Below are 16,331 nucleotides of genomic sequence, written 5' to 3' on the forward strand. Positions count from 1 at the left end.
CGGTCCGGGGCACTAGTGCCGCAGTCCGGCCTCCTTCAGCAGCGGCATGACCTTCTCGCCGAAGTACTTGAGCTCCTCGTTGTAGTCGATGAGCCCGAAGATCATGCCCTCCATGCCGGCCTCGTTCAGCCTGCCCAGCTCCTCGGTGACCTGCTCGGGGGTGCCGACGATCGGGTAGCCGCCCCAGCCCGCGATGAAGCGTTCCTGCATCGCCTTGACCGCGTGGTCGAAGGACTGGCTCGCACCGGATCCGGCGATCTTGATGACGTTGCCCGCGGCGCCCCAGTCGCCCTCGTCGACGACCTGCTGGAAGGCCCGCTTCGCCTCGGCCTCGGTGTCCCGGCAGACGACCAGGCCGTAGGTCATCGCGTGGATCGTGCGCTGGTACTCGGTGCGCGCCTTCTCCTTCAACGCCGTGGTGTAGGCCTTGATGTTGTCGAGGGTGTCCAGCGAGGCGAAGTTGAAGTCGACGTTGCGCGCGGAGAACTCGATGCCCGACGGCGAGTTGCCCGCGTTGATCAACGCGGGGCGGGGGCCCTGGTGGGGCTTGGGGTAGGCCTCGAGCAGCTCGGCGTCGAAGTACGTCGAGTGGATCGCGAAGGTGCCCTCCTCGGTCCAGAGCCGGTTCACGAAGTCCAGCCACTCCTGGCCGTAGGCGTAGCGCTCGTCGTGTTCGCGCTGCTCGGAGCCGAACATCTCCATCTCCGGCGGCACCCAGCCCATCACCATGTTGAGCGCGAACCGGCCGCCGGAGATGCGGTCGACCGTGGTCGCCTGCTTCGCGGCGACGATCGGGTGCATGGTCGGGAGGTGGCTGGTCGCGGCGACCGCGATCCGCTCGGTCGCCTCGGCGACCCCGGCGGCCCAGGTGTAGGTCTCGAAGCAGTTGCCGTTGAAGTTCGTGGAGCCGCCGAAGCCCTTCCAGCGGGCGACGGGGACCAGGACGTCGAACCCGAGGCGGTCGGCGCGCTGGGCGATCTCCTTGGTGTGCTCCCAGGTGATCTCGAAACCCGACGGCGCGTGGCTCATGATCAGCCCGTAGCTGGTGTTGGTGCCGAACAGGCCCAGCTTCATCTTCTGGTCGCCGAACAGCGGGTTGGTGGTGGTGCGGTCCGCGGCGGGCCGGGTCTCGCTCGCCGGGCGGGGGTCGGTGGGGGCGAGGCCGAGGCGCTCGTTGGCCGTGACGGTCATGGGTCCTCCAGGGCAGGGCGGGGCAGGGCAGGGGAGCGAGCGGCGCGTTCGCTCACCAGGTGTGAGCGAGCGCGCCGTTCGCCGGGCAGGGGGGTGGGGCTAGCCGAGCTGGAAGGGGTCTCGGGTGCCGCCGGTCAGCTCCACGAAGACGGACTTGTTCTCGGTGTACTCGTTGACCGCGTCGACGCCGTTCTCGCGGCCGATGCCGCTGGCGCCGAAGCCGCCGAAGGGCATGTTGGGGGCGATCACGCGGTAGGCGTTGATCCAGATCGTGCCCGCGCGCAGCTTGTTCGCCACCCGGTGGGCGCGGTGCACGTCCTTGGTCCACACCGCCCCGGCCAGGCCGTAGGGGGTGTCGTTGGCCAGCTTGAGGGCCTCGTCCTCCTCGGTGAAGGTGTAGGCGGCCAGGACCGGGCCGAACACCTCCTCCCGGACGATCGTGTTCTCCGGGGTCACGTTCGTGACGACGGTGGGCTTGACGAACAGTCCGCCGCGCTCGGCGTCGGGTTCGCCGCCGCAGGCGAACGTCGCGCCCTCCGCGGCCGCGCCCTGCAGGTAGCCCAGCACCTTCTCGTACTGCGGCCGGTTCGCCACCGGACCCATCTCGGTGTCCGCCTCGGTGGGGTCGCCGAGCACGATGGAGTTCGCCCGCGCGACGACCTTCTCGATCAGGGCGTCGTGGACGTCGGCGTGCACGATCAGCCGCGAGCCCGCCATGCACGTCTGGCCGGTGGCGGCGAACACGCCCGCGACCAGGCCGTTCGCGGCGGCGTCGAGGTCGGCGTCCGGGAACACGATCTGCGGGGACTTCCCGCCCAGCTCGAGGGTGACCCGGTTGTAGTTCGCGACCGCCGCCTGCGCGACCTTCGCGCCGGTGGCCGACGAGCCGGTGAACGCGACCTTGTCGACGCCCGGGTGGCCGGACAGCGCCTCACCGGTCGAGCGGTCCCAGCCGGTCACGACGTTCAGCACACCCGCGGGCAGCCCGGCCTCGTGCAGGACCTCGGCGAAGGCCACGGTCGAGGCGGGCGCGTGCTCGCTCGGCTTGACCACCATCGTGCAGCCCGCCGCCAACGCGGGCGCCAACTTGAACGTCAGCAGCAGCAGCGGCGAGTTCCAGGGCGTGATCGCCCCGACCACGCCGACCGGCTCACGGGTGGTGTAGCCGAAGTAGTTCGGGTTCACCGGCGGGACGGTGCGGCCCTCGACCTTGTCGGCCAGTCCGGAGAAGTAGTAGTACCACTGCGGCAGGGCGTTGAGCTGGCCCAACATCTCCCGCAGCAGCTTGCCGGAGTCGTTGACCTCCAGGCGGGCCAGTCGCTCGGCGTTCGCGGCGATCGCGTCCCCGCACCGCCGCATGATCGCGGCGCGCGCGAAGCCGGTCATCGAGCCCCACTCGCCCTCGAAGGCGGCGCGGGCCGACGCGACGGCCTCGTCGACGTCCTCGGGCCCACCGTCGGCCAGCCGCGCCCAGGGCCTGCCGGTGTAGGGGTTCTGCGACTCGAAGGTGCGTCCGGAGCGGGCGTCCACGGACTTCCCGCCGATGAACAGCTTGAGTTCTTCCAGAGGAGTCGTCATCGACCTCTCCTGTCGTGGGTGTGGCACCGGACGCTAGGGGCTCCGAGTGTGCCCTCGCTATCCGCGCACGGCAGCCGCTGATCCGCTGAGTGCACGATCGCTTCCCCACCCGGCGTGCCCCGCTTTAGTGTGCAGGGCGGAGACACGAGGAGGTGTCGACGTGGAGCCCCTCTCCCGCTACCCCGTGCTCGACACACGCAGCCTGGAGGAGGCGCGGGATGCGGTCACCCGCGTGTACCTCGACCACGAGCTGACCGCGCCGCAGGACCGCCTCGCGATGACGCTCAACGCGACCAGCGACCGCATGTTCACCCTCGGCTACCTGACCTACCAGTCCGCGGCGACCCTCGTCATGCCCCCGACCGAGGACAACTACCACGTCAACCTCACCGTCCGGGGGAGCACGGCCGCCGACCGCACGGACGGCGAGCGCCGCACCACCCGCGCGCGGGCCAGTGGGATCGTGCTCCGTCCGGACCAGCGCAACACCGTCCGCTGGTCGCCGGACGCCGAGCAGCTGATCCTCAAGATCCCGCGACTGACCCTGGAGACCCACCTGAGCGAGCAGCTCAACCGGCCGGTGCACGACGTCGTGGACTTCGACTTCGGCATCGACCTCACCACGGCGGCCGGGCGGACCCTGCTGTCCTCGGTCGAGTTCTTCGTCCGCGAGCTGGACCGCCCCGGCGGGCTCGCGGAGATGCCGATCGCCCGCGAGCAGCTCGAGGCGTTCGTGATGACGCAGCTGCTGCACGTCGGCAACCACCAGTACCTCGACGAGCTGACCGCGCCCGCGGACCCGGTGCGCCGCGGTCGGCTCGGGCCGGTGCTGGACTACATGGAGCAGCACGCGGACGAGCCGATCACGCCGCAGGAGCTGGCGCGGGTGGGCTGCATGAGCGTCCGGACCCTGCACGCCACCTTCCAGCAGGAGCTGTCCGAGTCGCCGATGGGGCACCTGCGGCGGATCCGGCTCGACCACGTCCGCGCCGAGCTGCTGCGGTGCGACGCGGCCTCGACCCGGGTCACCGACGTCGCGCTGCGGTGGGGCTTCTTCCACCAGAGCCGCTTCGCGCAGCAGTACAAGGAGCGCTTCGGCGAGCTGCCCCGGGAGACCCTGCGGGAACGCTGATCCGCACGCGTCAGGGGAGTGGCGCCGCGCTCAGGGTAGGTGGGCGCAGGTGGGGCGGCACGTCGTCGTTCGAGACGAGCAGGACGGAACCACCGCCCCGATGGTCGCGGTAGGCGGCGGCGGGTCCGTCGCCGACGACGCGCAGCTCGGCATGCATGCCCGGCGGCGACCCGGTGCGGACGATGCCTAGAGGTCGGGGTGGTGGGCGGCGGCGACGTCCGGGTGGGCGCGCAGCCGGGCCTTGAGCATGTTCTCGCCGAAGGTGCCCGAGATGGGGTTGTCCGGGTCCCGGGTGACGCCCGGGGCGTGCGCGGCGAGCGCGGGCGGCAGGGTGACGTGGGGGATCGTCGAGTCCAGCGCGGGGTTGAAGAAGAACGGGATCGACAGCCGCGTCTCGCCCTCGGGCGGGGAGACCACGCGGTGCACCGTCGCCTTGAGGTAGCCGTCGGTGGCGAACTCCAGCAGCTCGCCGATGTTCACCACGAACGCGCCGGGGAGGGCGGGGGCGTCCACCCAGCCCGCGGGGGTGTCCACCTGGAGGCCGCCCCTGCCCGGCTCGATCATGAGCAGGGTGAGCACCCCGGGGTCGGAGTGGGCGCCCACGCCCTGGCCGCGCTCCGCCCGGCCCGGGTAGCGCACGAGCTTGATCAGGGTGGACGGCCGGTCGCCGAACGCGGCGTCGAACAGGTCGGCAGGCCCACCCAGGGCGATCGCCCAGGCCCGCATCAACCGCTCGGCCACGGCGGTGCACCGCCGCTCCCAGTCGGTGAAGACCCGGCGCAGGCCGGGCAGGGCGGCGGGCCAGAGGTTGGGGCCCTCCAGGCGCAGATAGGGCGGGCCGCCCGCGACGGGCTCACGCTCGGCCCCGAGGTCGATCTGCTCGCGCCAGTCCACCCGGCCGCGGGTGAGCTCGCCCCCGGTCCGGGTGTAGCCGCGGAACTGGGGGCTGCGCAGCATCTCGACGCTCTGCTTGTCCTCCAGCGGGAGGGCGAAGAACCGCTCGGCCTCGGCGAAGGCCGCGGCCACGACGTCGTCCGGAATGCCGTGGCCGACGAGGTACAGGAACCCGGTCTCGTGGGTGGCGGCGAGCAGGTCGGCGCGGAAGGCGGCGGCCTCCGCGGGGCCCGCGTCGAGCCGCGACAGGTCCAGGACGGGCAGGCTCACGGTTCCCCCCTCGGTCGTCGGACCGTGACCCTAGGCCGTGTCTCCCGACCGAGGCCCTGCGAACGCGCCGAGGGCACCCCCGCGGTGCGGAGGTGCCCTCGTGGCGGACCGGGGTCAGAACCAGACTTTTCGGCCTCCCACCGCCCGGCCGGTGCTGCCCAGCACCAGGAAGACGATGCCGACGACCAGCAGGATCCCGCCCAGGTAGTAGAGCAGGGACAAGCCGGTGAGGAACCCGATGAGTAGCAGGACGAGTCCGAGGATGATCATTTGTGGCTCCACTTCGGTCGATGCTTGACCGGAGGTACCCGAGACACGAGTAACCCAACCGTCGAGTGTGTCGACGCGTGCGGGCTGGGTACGCCCTCGTCATGACCCGTCACTTCACCACCACCGACTCCGGCGCCCCGGTCGAGAGCGACGAGCACTCGCTCACCGTCGGACCGGGCGGTCCGATCCTGCTGCAGGACAGCTACCTCATCGAGCAGATGGCGCAGTTCAACCGGGAGCGCATCCCGGAGCGGCAGCCGCACGCCAAGGGCAGCGGCGCCTTCGGGTCCTTCACCGTGACCGGGGACGTGAGCGCCTACACCAAGGCCTCGCTGTTCCAGCCCGGCGCGACCACCGACCTGGCGGTCCGGTTCTCCACCGTGGCGGGGGAGCGGGGCAGCCCCGACACCTGGCGCGACCCCCGCGGCTTCGCGGTGAAGTTCTACACCGACCAGGGCAACTACGACATGGTCGGCAACAACACCCCGGTGTTCTTCGTCAAGGACCCGATGAAGTTCCAGCACTTCATCCGCTCGCAGAAGCGCCGCGCCGACAACAACCTGCGCGACCACGACATGCAGTGGGACTTCTGGACGCTCTCGCCGGAGTCCGCGCACCAGGTCACCTGGCTGATGGGCGACCGCGGGATCCCGCGCACCTGGCGCCACATGAACGGCTACACCAGCCACACCTACATGTGGATCAACGCCCAGGGTGAGGAGTTCTGGGTCAAGTACCACTTCAAGACCGACCAGGGCATGGAGTTCTTCACCCAGCACGAGGCCGACCAGATGGCCGCGGCGGACACGGACTACCACACCCGCGACCTCTTCGAGCACATCCGGGACGGCGAGTACCCGTCCTGGACGCTGTACGTGCAGGTCATGCCGTATGCGGACGCCGAGGACTACCGGTTCAACCCCTTCGACCTGACGAAGGTGTGGCCGCACGGCGACTACCCGCTGCAGGAGGTCGGGCGGATGACGCTCGACCGCAACCCCACCGACAACCACACCGAGATCGAGCAGCTCGCCTTCCAGCCGAACAACTTCGTGCCGGGCATCGGCCCGTCGCCGGACCGGATGCTGCTGGCGCGGCTGTTCTCCTACGCCGACGCCCACCGCTACCGGCTCGGCGGCAACTACCAGCAGATCCCGGTCAACGCGCCCGTCTGTCCCGTGCACTCCTACTCCAAGGACGGGGCGATGCGGGTGCAGAAGGTCTCCGACCCGGTGTACGCGCCCAACTCCTACGGCGGCCCGGCCGCGGACACGTCCCAGCACGTCCCGACCTGGCAGGCGGACGGCGCGATCATGCGCAGCGCCTACGTCGACCACGCCGAGGACGACGACTGGGGCCAGGCGGGCACCCTCGTCCGGGAGGTCCTGGACGACGCGGCCCGCGAACGCCTGGTGGACAACGTCGTCGGGCACCTGCTCAACGGGGTCTCCGAGCCGATCCTCGAGCGGGCCTTCGAGTACTGGAAGAACATCGACAAGAGCATCGGGGACAAGATCGAGGCCGGGGTCCGGGCCAAGGCCTCGGAGACCGACCCGAAGGCCGCCGAGCAGGGCAACCCCGCGCGGGAGAGCATGCAGCGCAAGGCCTGACCCGGAGGTGGGCGCGCCGCGTGACCGGGCACGCGGTGCGCCCGCCCGGGGCCGCGGCCGGGCTCGATAGGGTGGCCTGCGCACCGTCCGTCACCCCCGTGCGCAGTACGAAAGTGGCCCCAGGATGAGCGAGCAGGCCGATCCCGATCCCGAACTCGACGCGTTGACCGAGGTCTACGCCCGGCACACGCCCGCCGACGGCGGGACGGCCGAGGGGGTGCCGCTGCGGGAGGTCGCCCGCGCCCACCGCGCCCTGGCCGCCCGCCGGATGGCCGGGGAGCCGCTCGTGCGGGTCGAGGGCCGGGTGGCCGAGCTGGTCACCGACGACATGCCCTTCCTCGTCGGGTCCATGCTCGCCGCGGTCGACCGGGCGGGTGGCACGGTGGTGCGGCTGCTGCACCCCATCGTCGTCGTGCGGCGGGACGCGGTGGGGGACCTGCTCGAGGTGCTCCCCGAGGCCGATCCCGCGCAGCCGCCGCCCGGGGCGCTGGCCGAGTCGTGGATCCGGCTCGAGCTGGACGGGATCACCGATCCAGAGGGCCTGGCGCACACGCTGCGGGAGACGCTGCACGACGTGCGGGAGGTCGTCGAGGACGGCGACCGGATGGAGCGGCGGGCCCTGTCGCTGGCGGACGAGCTCCCGCCGGGGGAGGTCGCGGACTTCCTGCGCTGGCTGGCAGACGACCACTACACGTTCCTGGGCTACCGGCACTACACGGCCGCGGGTGGCGTGTTGACCGCCGAGCCCGCGTCCGGCCTCGGGGTGCTGCGCGGCGACGCGCTGGGCTCGGGCGTGTTCGCCCCGGACGGCGGCTCGGAGCAGCTGATCCTCACCCGGGCGGGCATGCGCAGCCGGGTGCTGCGGGCGGTGCACCCCTACGTCGTGGGCCTGCGGACCTTCGCCCCGGACGGCACCCCGACCGGCGAGCACCGCTTCCTCGGCATGCTCACCGTCCCCGCGCTGTACGAGAGCGTGCTGGACATCCCGGTCGTCGCCGGGCGGGTGCTGGGGGCGATCCAGCGCGCCGGGTTCCCCGTGGAGTCCTTCTCCGGCCAGCAGATGCTGGAGATCCTCTCCGGGCTGCCGCGCGAGGAGCTGTTCAGCGCGAGCGAGGAGTACCTGCACGACATCGCCGTCGGCGTGCTCGGCCTGTCCGGGCGCCGCGCGGTGCGGCCGTTCCTGCGCTTCGACCCGCACCAGCGGTTCGTGTCCTGCCTGGTCTACCTGCCCCGGGACCGCTACACCACCACGAGCAGGCTGGCCATGGCCGCGGTGCTGCGCGAGCAGCTGCACGGGTCGGTCGTGGACTACACCGCGCGCGTCACGGAGGCCACGTACGCGTTGGTGCACTTCACGGTGCACACGGACGCCGAGCCGGCCCGGCCCGATCCCGAGGAGCTGACCGACGCGCTGACCGAGGCCGCGCGGACCTGGGACGACCGGCTCGTCGCGCGCCTGGGCCCGAAGGCGACCACGGTCCCGGGCCTGCTCGCGGGCATCCCGGACTCCTACAAGGCGGGGGTGTCCCCGGACCGTGCCGTCGAGGACCTGCGGCGGATCCTCGCCCTGCCCGAGCACGGCTTCGACGTGCGGCTCTACCCCGCGGGCGACGAGCGCAGGCTCACCCTCTACCTCGACGAGCCGGTCACCCTGACCCGGGTCCTGCCGATCCTGCAGCACCTCGGCGTCGAGGTCGTCGACGAGCACCCGTCGGAGTTCACCCGGCCCGACGGGCGCCGCTGTTGGCTCTACGACTTCGGCCTGCGGATCGTGGGCGACTCCGGGTACGCGGACGAGTCGCAGCTGGAGCTCGCCTTCTGCGCGGCGTTCCGGGCCACCTGGTCCGGTGAGGCGGAGGCGGACCGCTTCTCCGCGCTCGTCCTGCGGGCCGGGCTGCACTGGCGGGAGGCGGCCGTCCTGCGGGCGTACGCGCGCTACGCCCGGCAGGTCGGCAGCACGTTCGGGGTGAACTACATGGCGGAGACGCTGTGCAGCCAGCCCGCCGTCGCCCGCGGGCTGGTGCGGCTGTTCCGCGCCCGCTTCGACCCCGCGGCCGCAGAGCGGGCGAAGGACACCGACGAGGCGTTGGCCGAGGTCACGGCCCTGATCGACGAGGTCACCGGGCTCGACGCCGACCGCATCCTGCGCGGCTACCTCGCCATGATCATCGCGACGCTGCGCACCAACTGGTTCCGCGACCGTCCCTTCCTGTCGCTGAAGATCGACCCGACCGCGGTGCCGGACATGCCCGCGCCGCGGCCGCGGTTCGAGATCTTCGTGTACTCGCCGCGGGTCGAGGGCGTGCACCTGCGCTTCGGGCCGGTCGCCCGCGGCGGGCTGCGCTGGTCGGACCGCCCGCAGGACTTCCGCACCGAGATCCTGGGCCTGGTCAAGGCGCAGGCGGTGAAGAACGCGGTGATCGTGCCCGTCGGCGCGAAGGGCGGGTTCGTGGTGCGGACGCCCGCGCCGGACCCGGCCGAGGTCGAGGCCTGCTACCGGACGTTCGTCTCCGGGCTGCTGGACGTCACCGACAACCTGGTGGACGGCCGCACCGTGCCGCCGGAGAACGTCGTGCGCCACGACGGGGACGACTCGTACCTGGTCGTCGCCGCCGACAAGGGCACGGCCCGGTTCTCCGACGTCGCGAACGACGTCGCCGCCTCCTACGGGTTCTGGCTGGGGGACGCGTTCGCCTCCGGCGGGTCGGTCGGCTACGACCACAAGGCCATGGGCATCACCGCCCGCGGCGCGTGGGAGTCGGTGAAGCGGCACTTCCTCGAGCTCGGGGTGGACACCCAGACCCGGGACTTCACCGTGGTCGGGGTCGGGGACATGTCCGGGGACGTCTTCGGCAACGGGATGCTGCTCTCGGAGCACATCCGCCTCGTCGCGGCGTTCGACCACCGCCACGTGTTCGTGGACCCGACACCGGACGCGGCGGTCGGCTTCGCGGAGCGGGCGCGGATGTTCGCGTTGCCGCGCTCGTCCTGGGACGACTACTCCCGGGCGCTGATCTCGCCCGGCGGCGGGGTGTGGCCGCGGACGGCGAAGTCGGTGCCCGTGGGCCCGGAGATGCGGGCGGCGCTCGGGATCCCCGACCACGTCACGGCGCTGAGCCCGCCCGAGCTGATCCACGCGATCCTGCTCGCCCCCGCCGACCTGCTGTGGAACGGCGGCATCGGGACCTACGTCAAGGCCTCCACCGAGACCCATGCGGACGCGGGCGACAAGGCCAACGACGCCATCCGCGTCGACGGGCGGGAGCTGCGGGTCCGGGTCGTCGGCGAGGGCGGCAACCTGGGCCTGACGCAGAAGGGGCGGATCGAGTTCGCCCGCTCCGGGGGGCGCGTCAACACCGACGCCATCGACAACTCCGCGGGCGTGGACTGCTCCGACCACGAGGTCAACATCAAGATCCTGCTGGACCGCACGGTCGCGGCGGGCGCGCTGGAGCCCGCGGCCCGCAACGCGCTGCTGGCCGAGATGACCGACGAGGTCGCGGACCTCGTGCTGGCGGACAACGTCGACCAGAACTCCGTGCTCGGGGTGGCCCGCAGCCACGCCCCGGAGATGGCCAACGTGCACGCGCGGCTGGTCGCCGACCTGGAGGAGCGCACCGGGCTGGACCGCGCGCTCGAGGTGCTGCCCACCGCGGCCGGGTTCGCCGCGCTCGAGGAGGCCGGGCAGGGGCTGACCGGGCCGGAGCTGTCGACGCTGATCGCGCACGTCAAGCTCGACCTCACCCACCGGCTGCTGGACACCGACCTGCCGGACGTCGCCGCGTTCGCGGCGCGCCTGCCGGAGTACTTCCCGCACCCGCTGCGGCAGCGCTTCCCGGCCGAGGTCCGCGAGCACCCGCTGCGCCGGGAGATCCTCGCGACGATGCTCGTCAACGAGATGGTCGACGGCGCCGGGATCACCTACGCGTTCCGGCTGGCCGAGGAGACGGCGGCCGGGCCCGCCGACGCGGTGCGCGCCTACGCCGTCGTGACGGACGTGTACGGGCTGCCGGGCCGCTGGCGGGAGATGCGGGAGGCGCCGGTCGAGGTGGCGGTGTCCGACCGGATGATCCTGGAGTCGCGGCGGCTGCTGGACCGGGCGTCGCGGTGGTTCCTGGGCAACCGGCCCCAGCCGCTGGCCGTCGGGGCGGAGACCGCCCGGTTCGGGGCGCAGGTGCGGGAGCTGCGGGACCGGCTCACCGAGCTGCTGGCCGGCCGCGAGGCCGAGGCGGTGCGGGCGCACGCCGCCCGCCTCGTCGCCGAGGGCGTGCCGGAGTGGCTGGCCGTGCGCGCGGCCACGCAGATCCCGGCCTATGCGCTGCTCGACGTCGTCGACCTCGTCGAGCTCTCCGAACGGGACGGCGAGCCCCGCCCGCCGGAGGAGGTCGCGCGGGTGTACTTCGCGCTCAGCGACCACCTGGGCGTGGACATCGCGCAGAACTCGGTCAACGCGCTGCCCCGCGGGGACCGCTGGCACCAGCTCGCCCGGCTGGCGCTGCGGGACGACCTCTACGGCTCGCTGCGCGCGATCACCCTGGACGCGCTGCGCGTCGCGGACCCGGGGACCCCGGTGGCCGAGACGATCGCGCAGTGGGAGAAGGCGAACGCGTCGCGGCTGCTGCGGGCCCGGACCGCGCTGCAGGAGATCGCCTCCGCCCCGGAGCTCGACCTGGCGACGCTGTCGGTGGTGTCGCGGCAGCTGCGCAGCCTCGCGCGATGAGTTTCCCGGCTCCGGGGAGTCGGTGAGGACATGGCGACCTTCCTGCTGATCCCCGGTGCCGGCGGCGAACCCTGGTTCTTCCACCGCGTCGAGCCCGAGCTGCGCGCGCGGGGGCACGATCCGGTCGCGGTGGACCTGCCGGCGGACGACGAGTCCCTCGACTGGCCGGACTACGTGGCCCTGTCGCTGAAGGCGTTGGGGGACAGGCCGTCTCCGGTCGTCGTCGCGCAGTCCATGGGGGCCTTCACCGGCGCCCTGATCGCCGCGGAGATCCCCGTGCGGCACCTCGTGCTGCTCAACCCGATGATCCCCGCGCCCGGGGAGACCGCTGGACGGTGGTGGGAGGCGGTCGGGCAGGAGCAGGCCCGGCGCGAGGCCGGCTACGAGGGCTTCGACATGGAGCGGGACTTCCTGCACGACATCCCGGACTTCCTGCGCGCCGACCTGCTCGCGGGCGGACGGCCGCAGTCCGACCGGTCCTTCGCCGCGCCGTACCCGCTGCGCGCCTGGCCGGACGTGCCCACCACGGTCGTCGCCGCGACGGACGACCGGCTGTTCCCGCTCGCCCTGCAGAAGCGGGTCGCGCGGGAGCGGCTCGGCCTCGGCGTCGTCGAGGTCCCGGGCGGTCACCTCAACGCGCTGTCCTACCCGGCGGAGGTGGCCGCCGCGCTGGCCGCGGTGGTCTGACAGGCTGTGCGGCGTGCCTTGCTTCGTCGCGCAGGTCCCGCTGCGGTGGACCGACCAGGACTCCTACCGGCACGTGAACCACGCGCGCGCGGTCACGCTCCTGGAGGAGGCGCGCATCGACCTGATGTTCACCGGGTCCGGCCTGTCGAGCTTCGCCGAGGGACTGCTGGTGGCGGGGCTCGCGGTGGAGTACCGGCGGCAGATCCCCTACCGGGCGGGCACGCTGCGGGTCGCCATGACCGTGCGGGACGTGCGGGCGGCCTCCTTCACGATCGACTACGTGCTGCACGAGGGGCCGGACGCGGACGACCCCGTGGCGATCACGGCCGAGACCCGCATGGCGCTCTACGACCTGGCGGCCGGGCGACCCCGGCGGGTCTCCGCCGCCGAACGGGAGTACCTGCTGCGCTGGGCCGCGGAGCCCGCCGTCGGAGCGGAGCGGGTGTCGTGACGCTCCGGTTCGCCGACCCGTCCGCCCGGGCGGACCTCGGCGCGTTCACCGCGCGGCTGGTGCGGCTGGACGCCACGGCGGCCGTCCGGCTGCGGGCGGCCCGCGGCCGCGTCACGGCCTGGGCGGAGACCCCGTTCGAGACCCTGGCCACCCGGTCGGTCGACGCGGTGCTGGACGCCGCCGAGCTCACCGTTCTCGGATCGGCGCTGCTCACGGCGCTGGAGATCGAACGCTCCGCGGAGGTCGACCTCGGCGCGGGCGGCGCCCCGTGGCTCGGCGAGCTCCCGCCGGACGACGGCTGGGTGCGCATCGAGGACGTGCCCGCCGGTGAGCTCGAGGCCCTGACCGACCGCGGGCTGACCCTCGCCCGCGAACACGGCGGCCCGCTCGGCCCGCCCGCCTCCCTGCTGGACCAGACCGTGCTCAAGGTGTCCGGGAACATCCCCGGCACGGTCACGGTCCCCATGCGCGCCCTGTTCGCCCTGTCGGGCATGGGATTCCTCGGCGGCGCCGACACCGGCGCGGACGGCGCGGGCGTGGTCCGGGTCTCGGCGACCGGCAGCTGGCTGCGCCTGGACGCGAGGTTCGGTGCCGTGGTGCGGCGCCGGGTCATGAGCCTGCCCCTCCTGACCTGATCCCGCGAGTCCCTCGTCCGGACACGCGAGTCGGACGGTCGGTCAGCGGGTGTAGGCGCGGCGGAAGGCGGCGACGGCCGCCTGCGTGCGCAGGGTGGGGGCCTCGTCGTCGAACAGGGCCCGGTCCAGTGGTGGGCCCAGGACGAGGAAGGCGAAGTGCTCGGCGGCGGCCACCGGATCGTCGATGCGCAGGCCGGGATGGGTGGGGAGGTGCTCGGCGAGGGTGCGGAGCACCAGACCGGGCGCGCGGTCGTAGTACTCGCGGGCGAGCTCGGGGAACCGGCGGCTCTCACCGATCAGCAGGCGGCGCAGCGGGATCACCCGCTCGCTGAGCACCGACGCGACCAGCCGTTCCGCGATCCCTTCGAGGTCGTCGGTCGCGACGTCCGCTGCGAGCTGCGCGGAGAAGCGCTCCGCGATCGCGATCGCCTGGTCGACCACGGCGCGGAACAGGGCCTCCTTCGAGGCGTAGATGTTGTAGACGGTCCGTTTGGACACCCCCGCCTCGGCGGCGATCACGTCCACGTTGGCGCCGACGTACCCGTGTTCGACGAAGTGGCCGTGTGCCGCGGTCAGGATGAGCGCGCGCGAGCGGGTGATGCGCGGATCCTCGACGGTTGACACCTGCTGCACTCTAGCGTGTACTTCTGCACCGTTGAGTGCAGGATCTGGGGGTCTGATGGGTCGCGAGGGATTCGACGCCGGCGCCGCGGTCACGCGGTCACTGCTCGGCTGGGGTGTGGTCGCAGGCCCCTTCTACCTGGTGTTCGGCCTGGTCCTCGCGCTGACCCGGACCGGGTTCGACCTGGCGAGGCACCCGCTCAGCGCCTTGCTGCTCGGGCCCGGCGGGTGGCTGCAAGCGGTGAACCTCGTCCTCACCGGGATCATGGTCGCCGCGGCGGCGGTCGGGTTCGCCCGGGCGCCGTGGGGGCGGGCCGGTCGGACCGCCGGGCGCCTGCTCGGTGGGTACGCCCTCTGCCTGGTGCTCAGCGCGGTCTTCCCGCCCGACCCGGTGAACGGGTTCCCGCCCGGCGCGGCCGCGCAGACGTCGACGAGCGGGATCCTGCATCTCGCGTTCGGGGCGGTCGGGTTCCTTGCGCTCGCGGCGTCCGCGCTGGTCGTGGCTGCAGCGTCGCCCGGTGCGGCGTTCTCGCGGGTGGCCGGGTCGGTCGTCGTGCTCGGGTTCGTCGGCGGGGCGGCGCTGTCGCCGGGCGGCGCGGGGATCGCGCTGCTGTGGATCGCGGTGGTCGTCGGCTGGGTGGCGGTGGCGTCCGTGCAGGCCTACCGGGTCGTGCCGCACCCCGAGCTGCACCGCCGCGCCGCGGCCTGACGACTCGGCGGCCACCGGCGGACTCGCGTGGTCGGGGTGGGGGACTCGCGGAGGGGTGCGGTCAGGCGAGCCAGGCGGCGGTGTCCGGGGGGAGGTCGCCGCAGTCGGTCAGGGGACCGCTGGTGAGCAGGACGTCACCCGGGGGGAGGGGGACCGGGCGGGTTCCCGCGTTCAGGGCGCAGACCAGGGTGGTGCCGACGCGGCGGAAGGCCAGGCAGCCGTCCGGAGCGCCGAACCACTCCACCCGGTCGCCCCGGAAGGCCGGGTGCCGTTGGCGCAGCTCCAGGGCCTGCCGGTAGAGCGACAGGGTGGAGTCGGGGTCCTCCAGCTGGTCGGCGGCGGTCAGCGCGCCGTAGGACTCCGGCATGGGCAGCCAGGGCTCGCCGGTGGTGAAGCCGTACCCCGGGCCCTCGCCCTCCCACGGCAGCGGGACGCGACAACCCTCCCGCCCGCCCGGGTCGCGGGCGACCGCTGCGGGGAGCTCGACGTCCGGCAGGCCGAGCTCCTCGCCGTTGTACAGGTAGGCGGTGCCCGGCAGCGCGAGGGCGATCAGGGCCATCGCCCGGGCCCGCTCCAGGCTCCCGTAGCGGGTGGGCGGGCGCGGGTTGTCGTGGTTCGCGATCGTCCACACCGCGGGGGCGGTGCCCGCGGCGAGCAGGGTGCGGTCGATGCAGGCCCGGATCTCCTCGGCGTCGAACGGGCAGTGCAGCAGGCCGAAGTGGAAGGCGAGGTGCAGCTCGTCCGGGCGCACGTACGCCGACCAGCGCGCGTCGTCTCGCACCGTGACCTCGCCGATCGCCATCCGCCCCGGGTACTGGTCGAGGACGCCGCGGATGGCCCGGTGGACCTCGTGCACGCCGTCCTGGTCGAACCGGGGGTCCGGGGTGTCCTGCTCCAGGACGGTCCAGCCGGGCTGGCGCGGGTCGTCCGGCAGGCCGTCGGCCTTGGCGAGCCCGTGCGCGACGTCGATGCGGACGCCGTCGACACCCCGGTCGCACCAGAACCGCAGGGTCTTCTCCAGGTCCTCGCGGACCTCCGGGTTGGCCCAGTTGAGGTCCGGCTGGCCGGGGGTGAACAGGTGCAGGTAGTACTCGGGGTCGTCCGGCGCGACCCGGGTCCAGGCGGGCCCGCCGAACACGCTCTGCCAGTTGTTCGGTTCGCGGCGGAAGTGATAGCGCGCGCGCTCGGGGCTCCCCGGCGCCGCGGACACCGCCGCCCGGAACCACTCGTGCTGGTCGGAGGTGTGGTTGGGCACCAGGTCGATGACCACGCGCAGGCCGTGGGCGCGGGCGTCGGCGAGCAGGCCGTCGAAGTCGTCCAGGGTGCCGAACAGGGGATCGACGTCTCGGGGGTCGCTCACGTCGTAGCCGTGGTCGACCCCCGGGGACGGGTAGACGGGGGAGAGCCAGAGCGCGTCGACGCCGAGCAGCTCCAGGTACCCCAGCCGGGACCGGACCCCCGCCAGGTCACCGACGCCGTCGCCGTCCGAGTCCGCGAAGCTGCGGACGTACACCTGGTAGACGACGGCCTCCGCCCACCAGTCAGCACGCACGGTTGTCCATC

General features: G+C 72.9%; 13 protein-coding genes. 7 read left to right on the forward strand and 6 right to left on the reverse strand.

From position 1 onward, the window contains the following. Positions 1-12: 12 nt before the first annotated feature. Entirely contained in the window at positions 13-1,191 is a 1,179-nt protein-coding gene (locus L3X23_RS02590; protein WP_237190506.1) for an LLM class flavin-dependent oxidoreductase, read from the reverse strand. Between the two features lie 99 nt (positions 1,192-1,290). Continuing rightward, positions 1,291-2,769, reverse strand: a complete 1,479-nt coding sequence (locus tag L3X23_RS02595) for an aldehyde dehydrogenase (RefSeq protein ID WP_237190507.1) — start codon at positions 2,767-2,769, stop codon at positions 1,291-1,293. A 160-nt stretch (positions 2,770-2,929) separates the two neighbouring features. Here L3X23_RS02595 and L3X23_RS02600 point away from each other — a divergent pair, with 160 nt between their 5' ends. Next, positions 2,930-3,901 (forward strand): AraC family transcriptional regulator, encoded by a 972-nt coding sequence (locus L3X23_RS02600; protein ID WP_237190508.1) that lies wholly within the window; start codon positions 2,930-2,932, stop codon positions 3,899-3,901. A gap of 186 nt (positions 3,902-4,087) precedes the next feature. Here L3X23_RS02600 and L3X23_RS02605 read toward each other — a convergent pair whose 3' ends face one another. Together L3X23_RS02605 and L3X23_RS02610 are read right to left on the reverse strand one after the other, a co-directional pair. Further along, positions 4,088-5,065, reverse strand: a complete 978-nt coding sequence (locus tag L3X23_RS02605; protein WP_237190509.1) for an isopenicillin N synthase family oxygenase — start codon at positions 5,063-5,065, stop codon at positions 4,088-4,090. A 114-nt stretch (positions 5,066-5,179) separates the two neighbouring features. After that, positions 5,180-5,335, reverse strand: coding sequence for a hypothetical protein (locus L3X23_RS02610; RefSeq protein ID WP_093087668.1), 156 nt, complete (start codon positions 5,333-5,335; stop codon positions 5,180-5,182). 101 nt (positions 5,336-5,436) lie between these two features. Here L3X23_RS02610 and L3X23_RS02615 point away from each other — a divergent pair, with 101 nt between their 5' ends. The 5 genes from L3X23_RS02615 to L3X23_RS02635 all read left to right on the forward strand — a co-directional run bounded on the left by L3X23_RS02615 (position 5,437) and on the right by L3X23_RS02635 (position 13,438). Further along, a complete protein-coding gene (locus L3X23_RS02615; RefSeq protein WP_237190510.1) occupies positions 5,437-6,945 on the forward strand; it encodes a catalase in 1,509 nt (502 codons plus the stop codon). 124 nt (positions 6,946-7,069) lie between these two features. Beyond that, entirely contained in the window at positions 7,070-11,665 is a 4,596-nt protein-coding gene (locus tag L3X23_RS02620; protein ID WP_237190511.1) for an NAD-glutamate dehydrogenase, read from the forward strand. 30 nt (positions 11,666-11,695) lie between these two features. Beyond that, entirely contained in the window at positions 11,696-12,352 is a 657-nt protein-coding gene (locus L3X23_RS02625; protein ID WP_237190512.1) for an alpha/beta hydrolase, read from the forward strand. Positions 12,353-12,365: 13 nt separating this feature from the next. Then, entirely contained in the window at positions 12,366-12,803 is a 438-nt protein-coding gene (locus L3X23_RS02630) for a thioesterase family protein (protein ID WP_237190513.1), read from the forward strand. Further along, a complete protein-coding gene (locus L3X23_RS02635) occupies positions 12,800-13,438 on the forward strand; it encodes a hypothetical protein (protein ID WP_237190514.1) in 639 nt (212 codons plus the stop codon). The genes L3X23_RS02630 and L3X23_RS02635 overlap by 4 nt, the downstream gene beginning before the upstream one ends. 42 nt (positions 13,439-13,480) lie before the next feature. Here the strand turns inward: L3X23_RS02635 and L3X23_RS02640 are convergent, their stop codons facing one another. Continuing rightward, positions 13,481-14,062 (reverse strand): TetR/AcrR family transcriptional regulator, encoded by a 582-nt coding sequence (locus tag L3X23_RS02640; RefSeq protein WP_237190515.1) that lies wholly within the window; start codon positions 14,060-14,062, stop codon positions 13,481-13,483. A gap of 55 nt (positions 14,063-14,117) precedes the next feature. Between L3X23_RS02640 and L3X23_RS02645 the strand changes: the two genes are divergently transcribed. Continuing rightward, the gene (locus tag L3X23_RS02645; protein WP_237190516.1) at positions 14,118-14,768 is read left to right on the forward strand and encodes a DUF998 domain-containing protein; all 651 of its coding nucleotides are present in this window, start codon (positions 14,118-14,120) and stop codon (positions 14,766-14,768) included. A gap of 61 nt (positions 14,769-14,829) precedes the next feature. On the opposite strand, the gene L3X23_RS02650 is transcribed toward L3X23_RS02645, so the two are convergent. Further along, positions 14,830-16,320 (reverse strand): glycoside hydrolase family 13 protein, encoded by a 1,491-nt coding sequence (locus L3X23_RS02650; protein WP_237190517.1) that lies wholly within the window; start codon positions 16,318-16,320, stop codon positions 14,830-14,832. Between the last annotated feature and the right edge of the window lie 11 nt (positions 16,321-16,331).

This window comes from Pseudonocardia sp. WMMC193, assembly GCF_021728735.1.
In the GTDB taxonomy this organism is placed as follows: Bacteria; Actinomycetota; Actinomycetes; order Mycobacteriales; family Pseudonocardiaceae; genus Pseudonocardia; species Pseudonocardia oroxyli.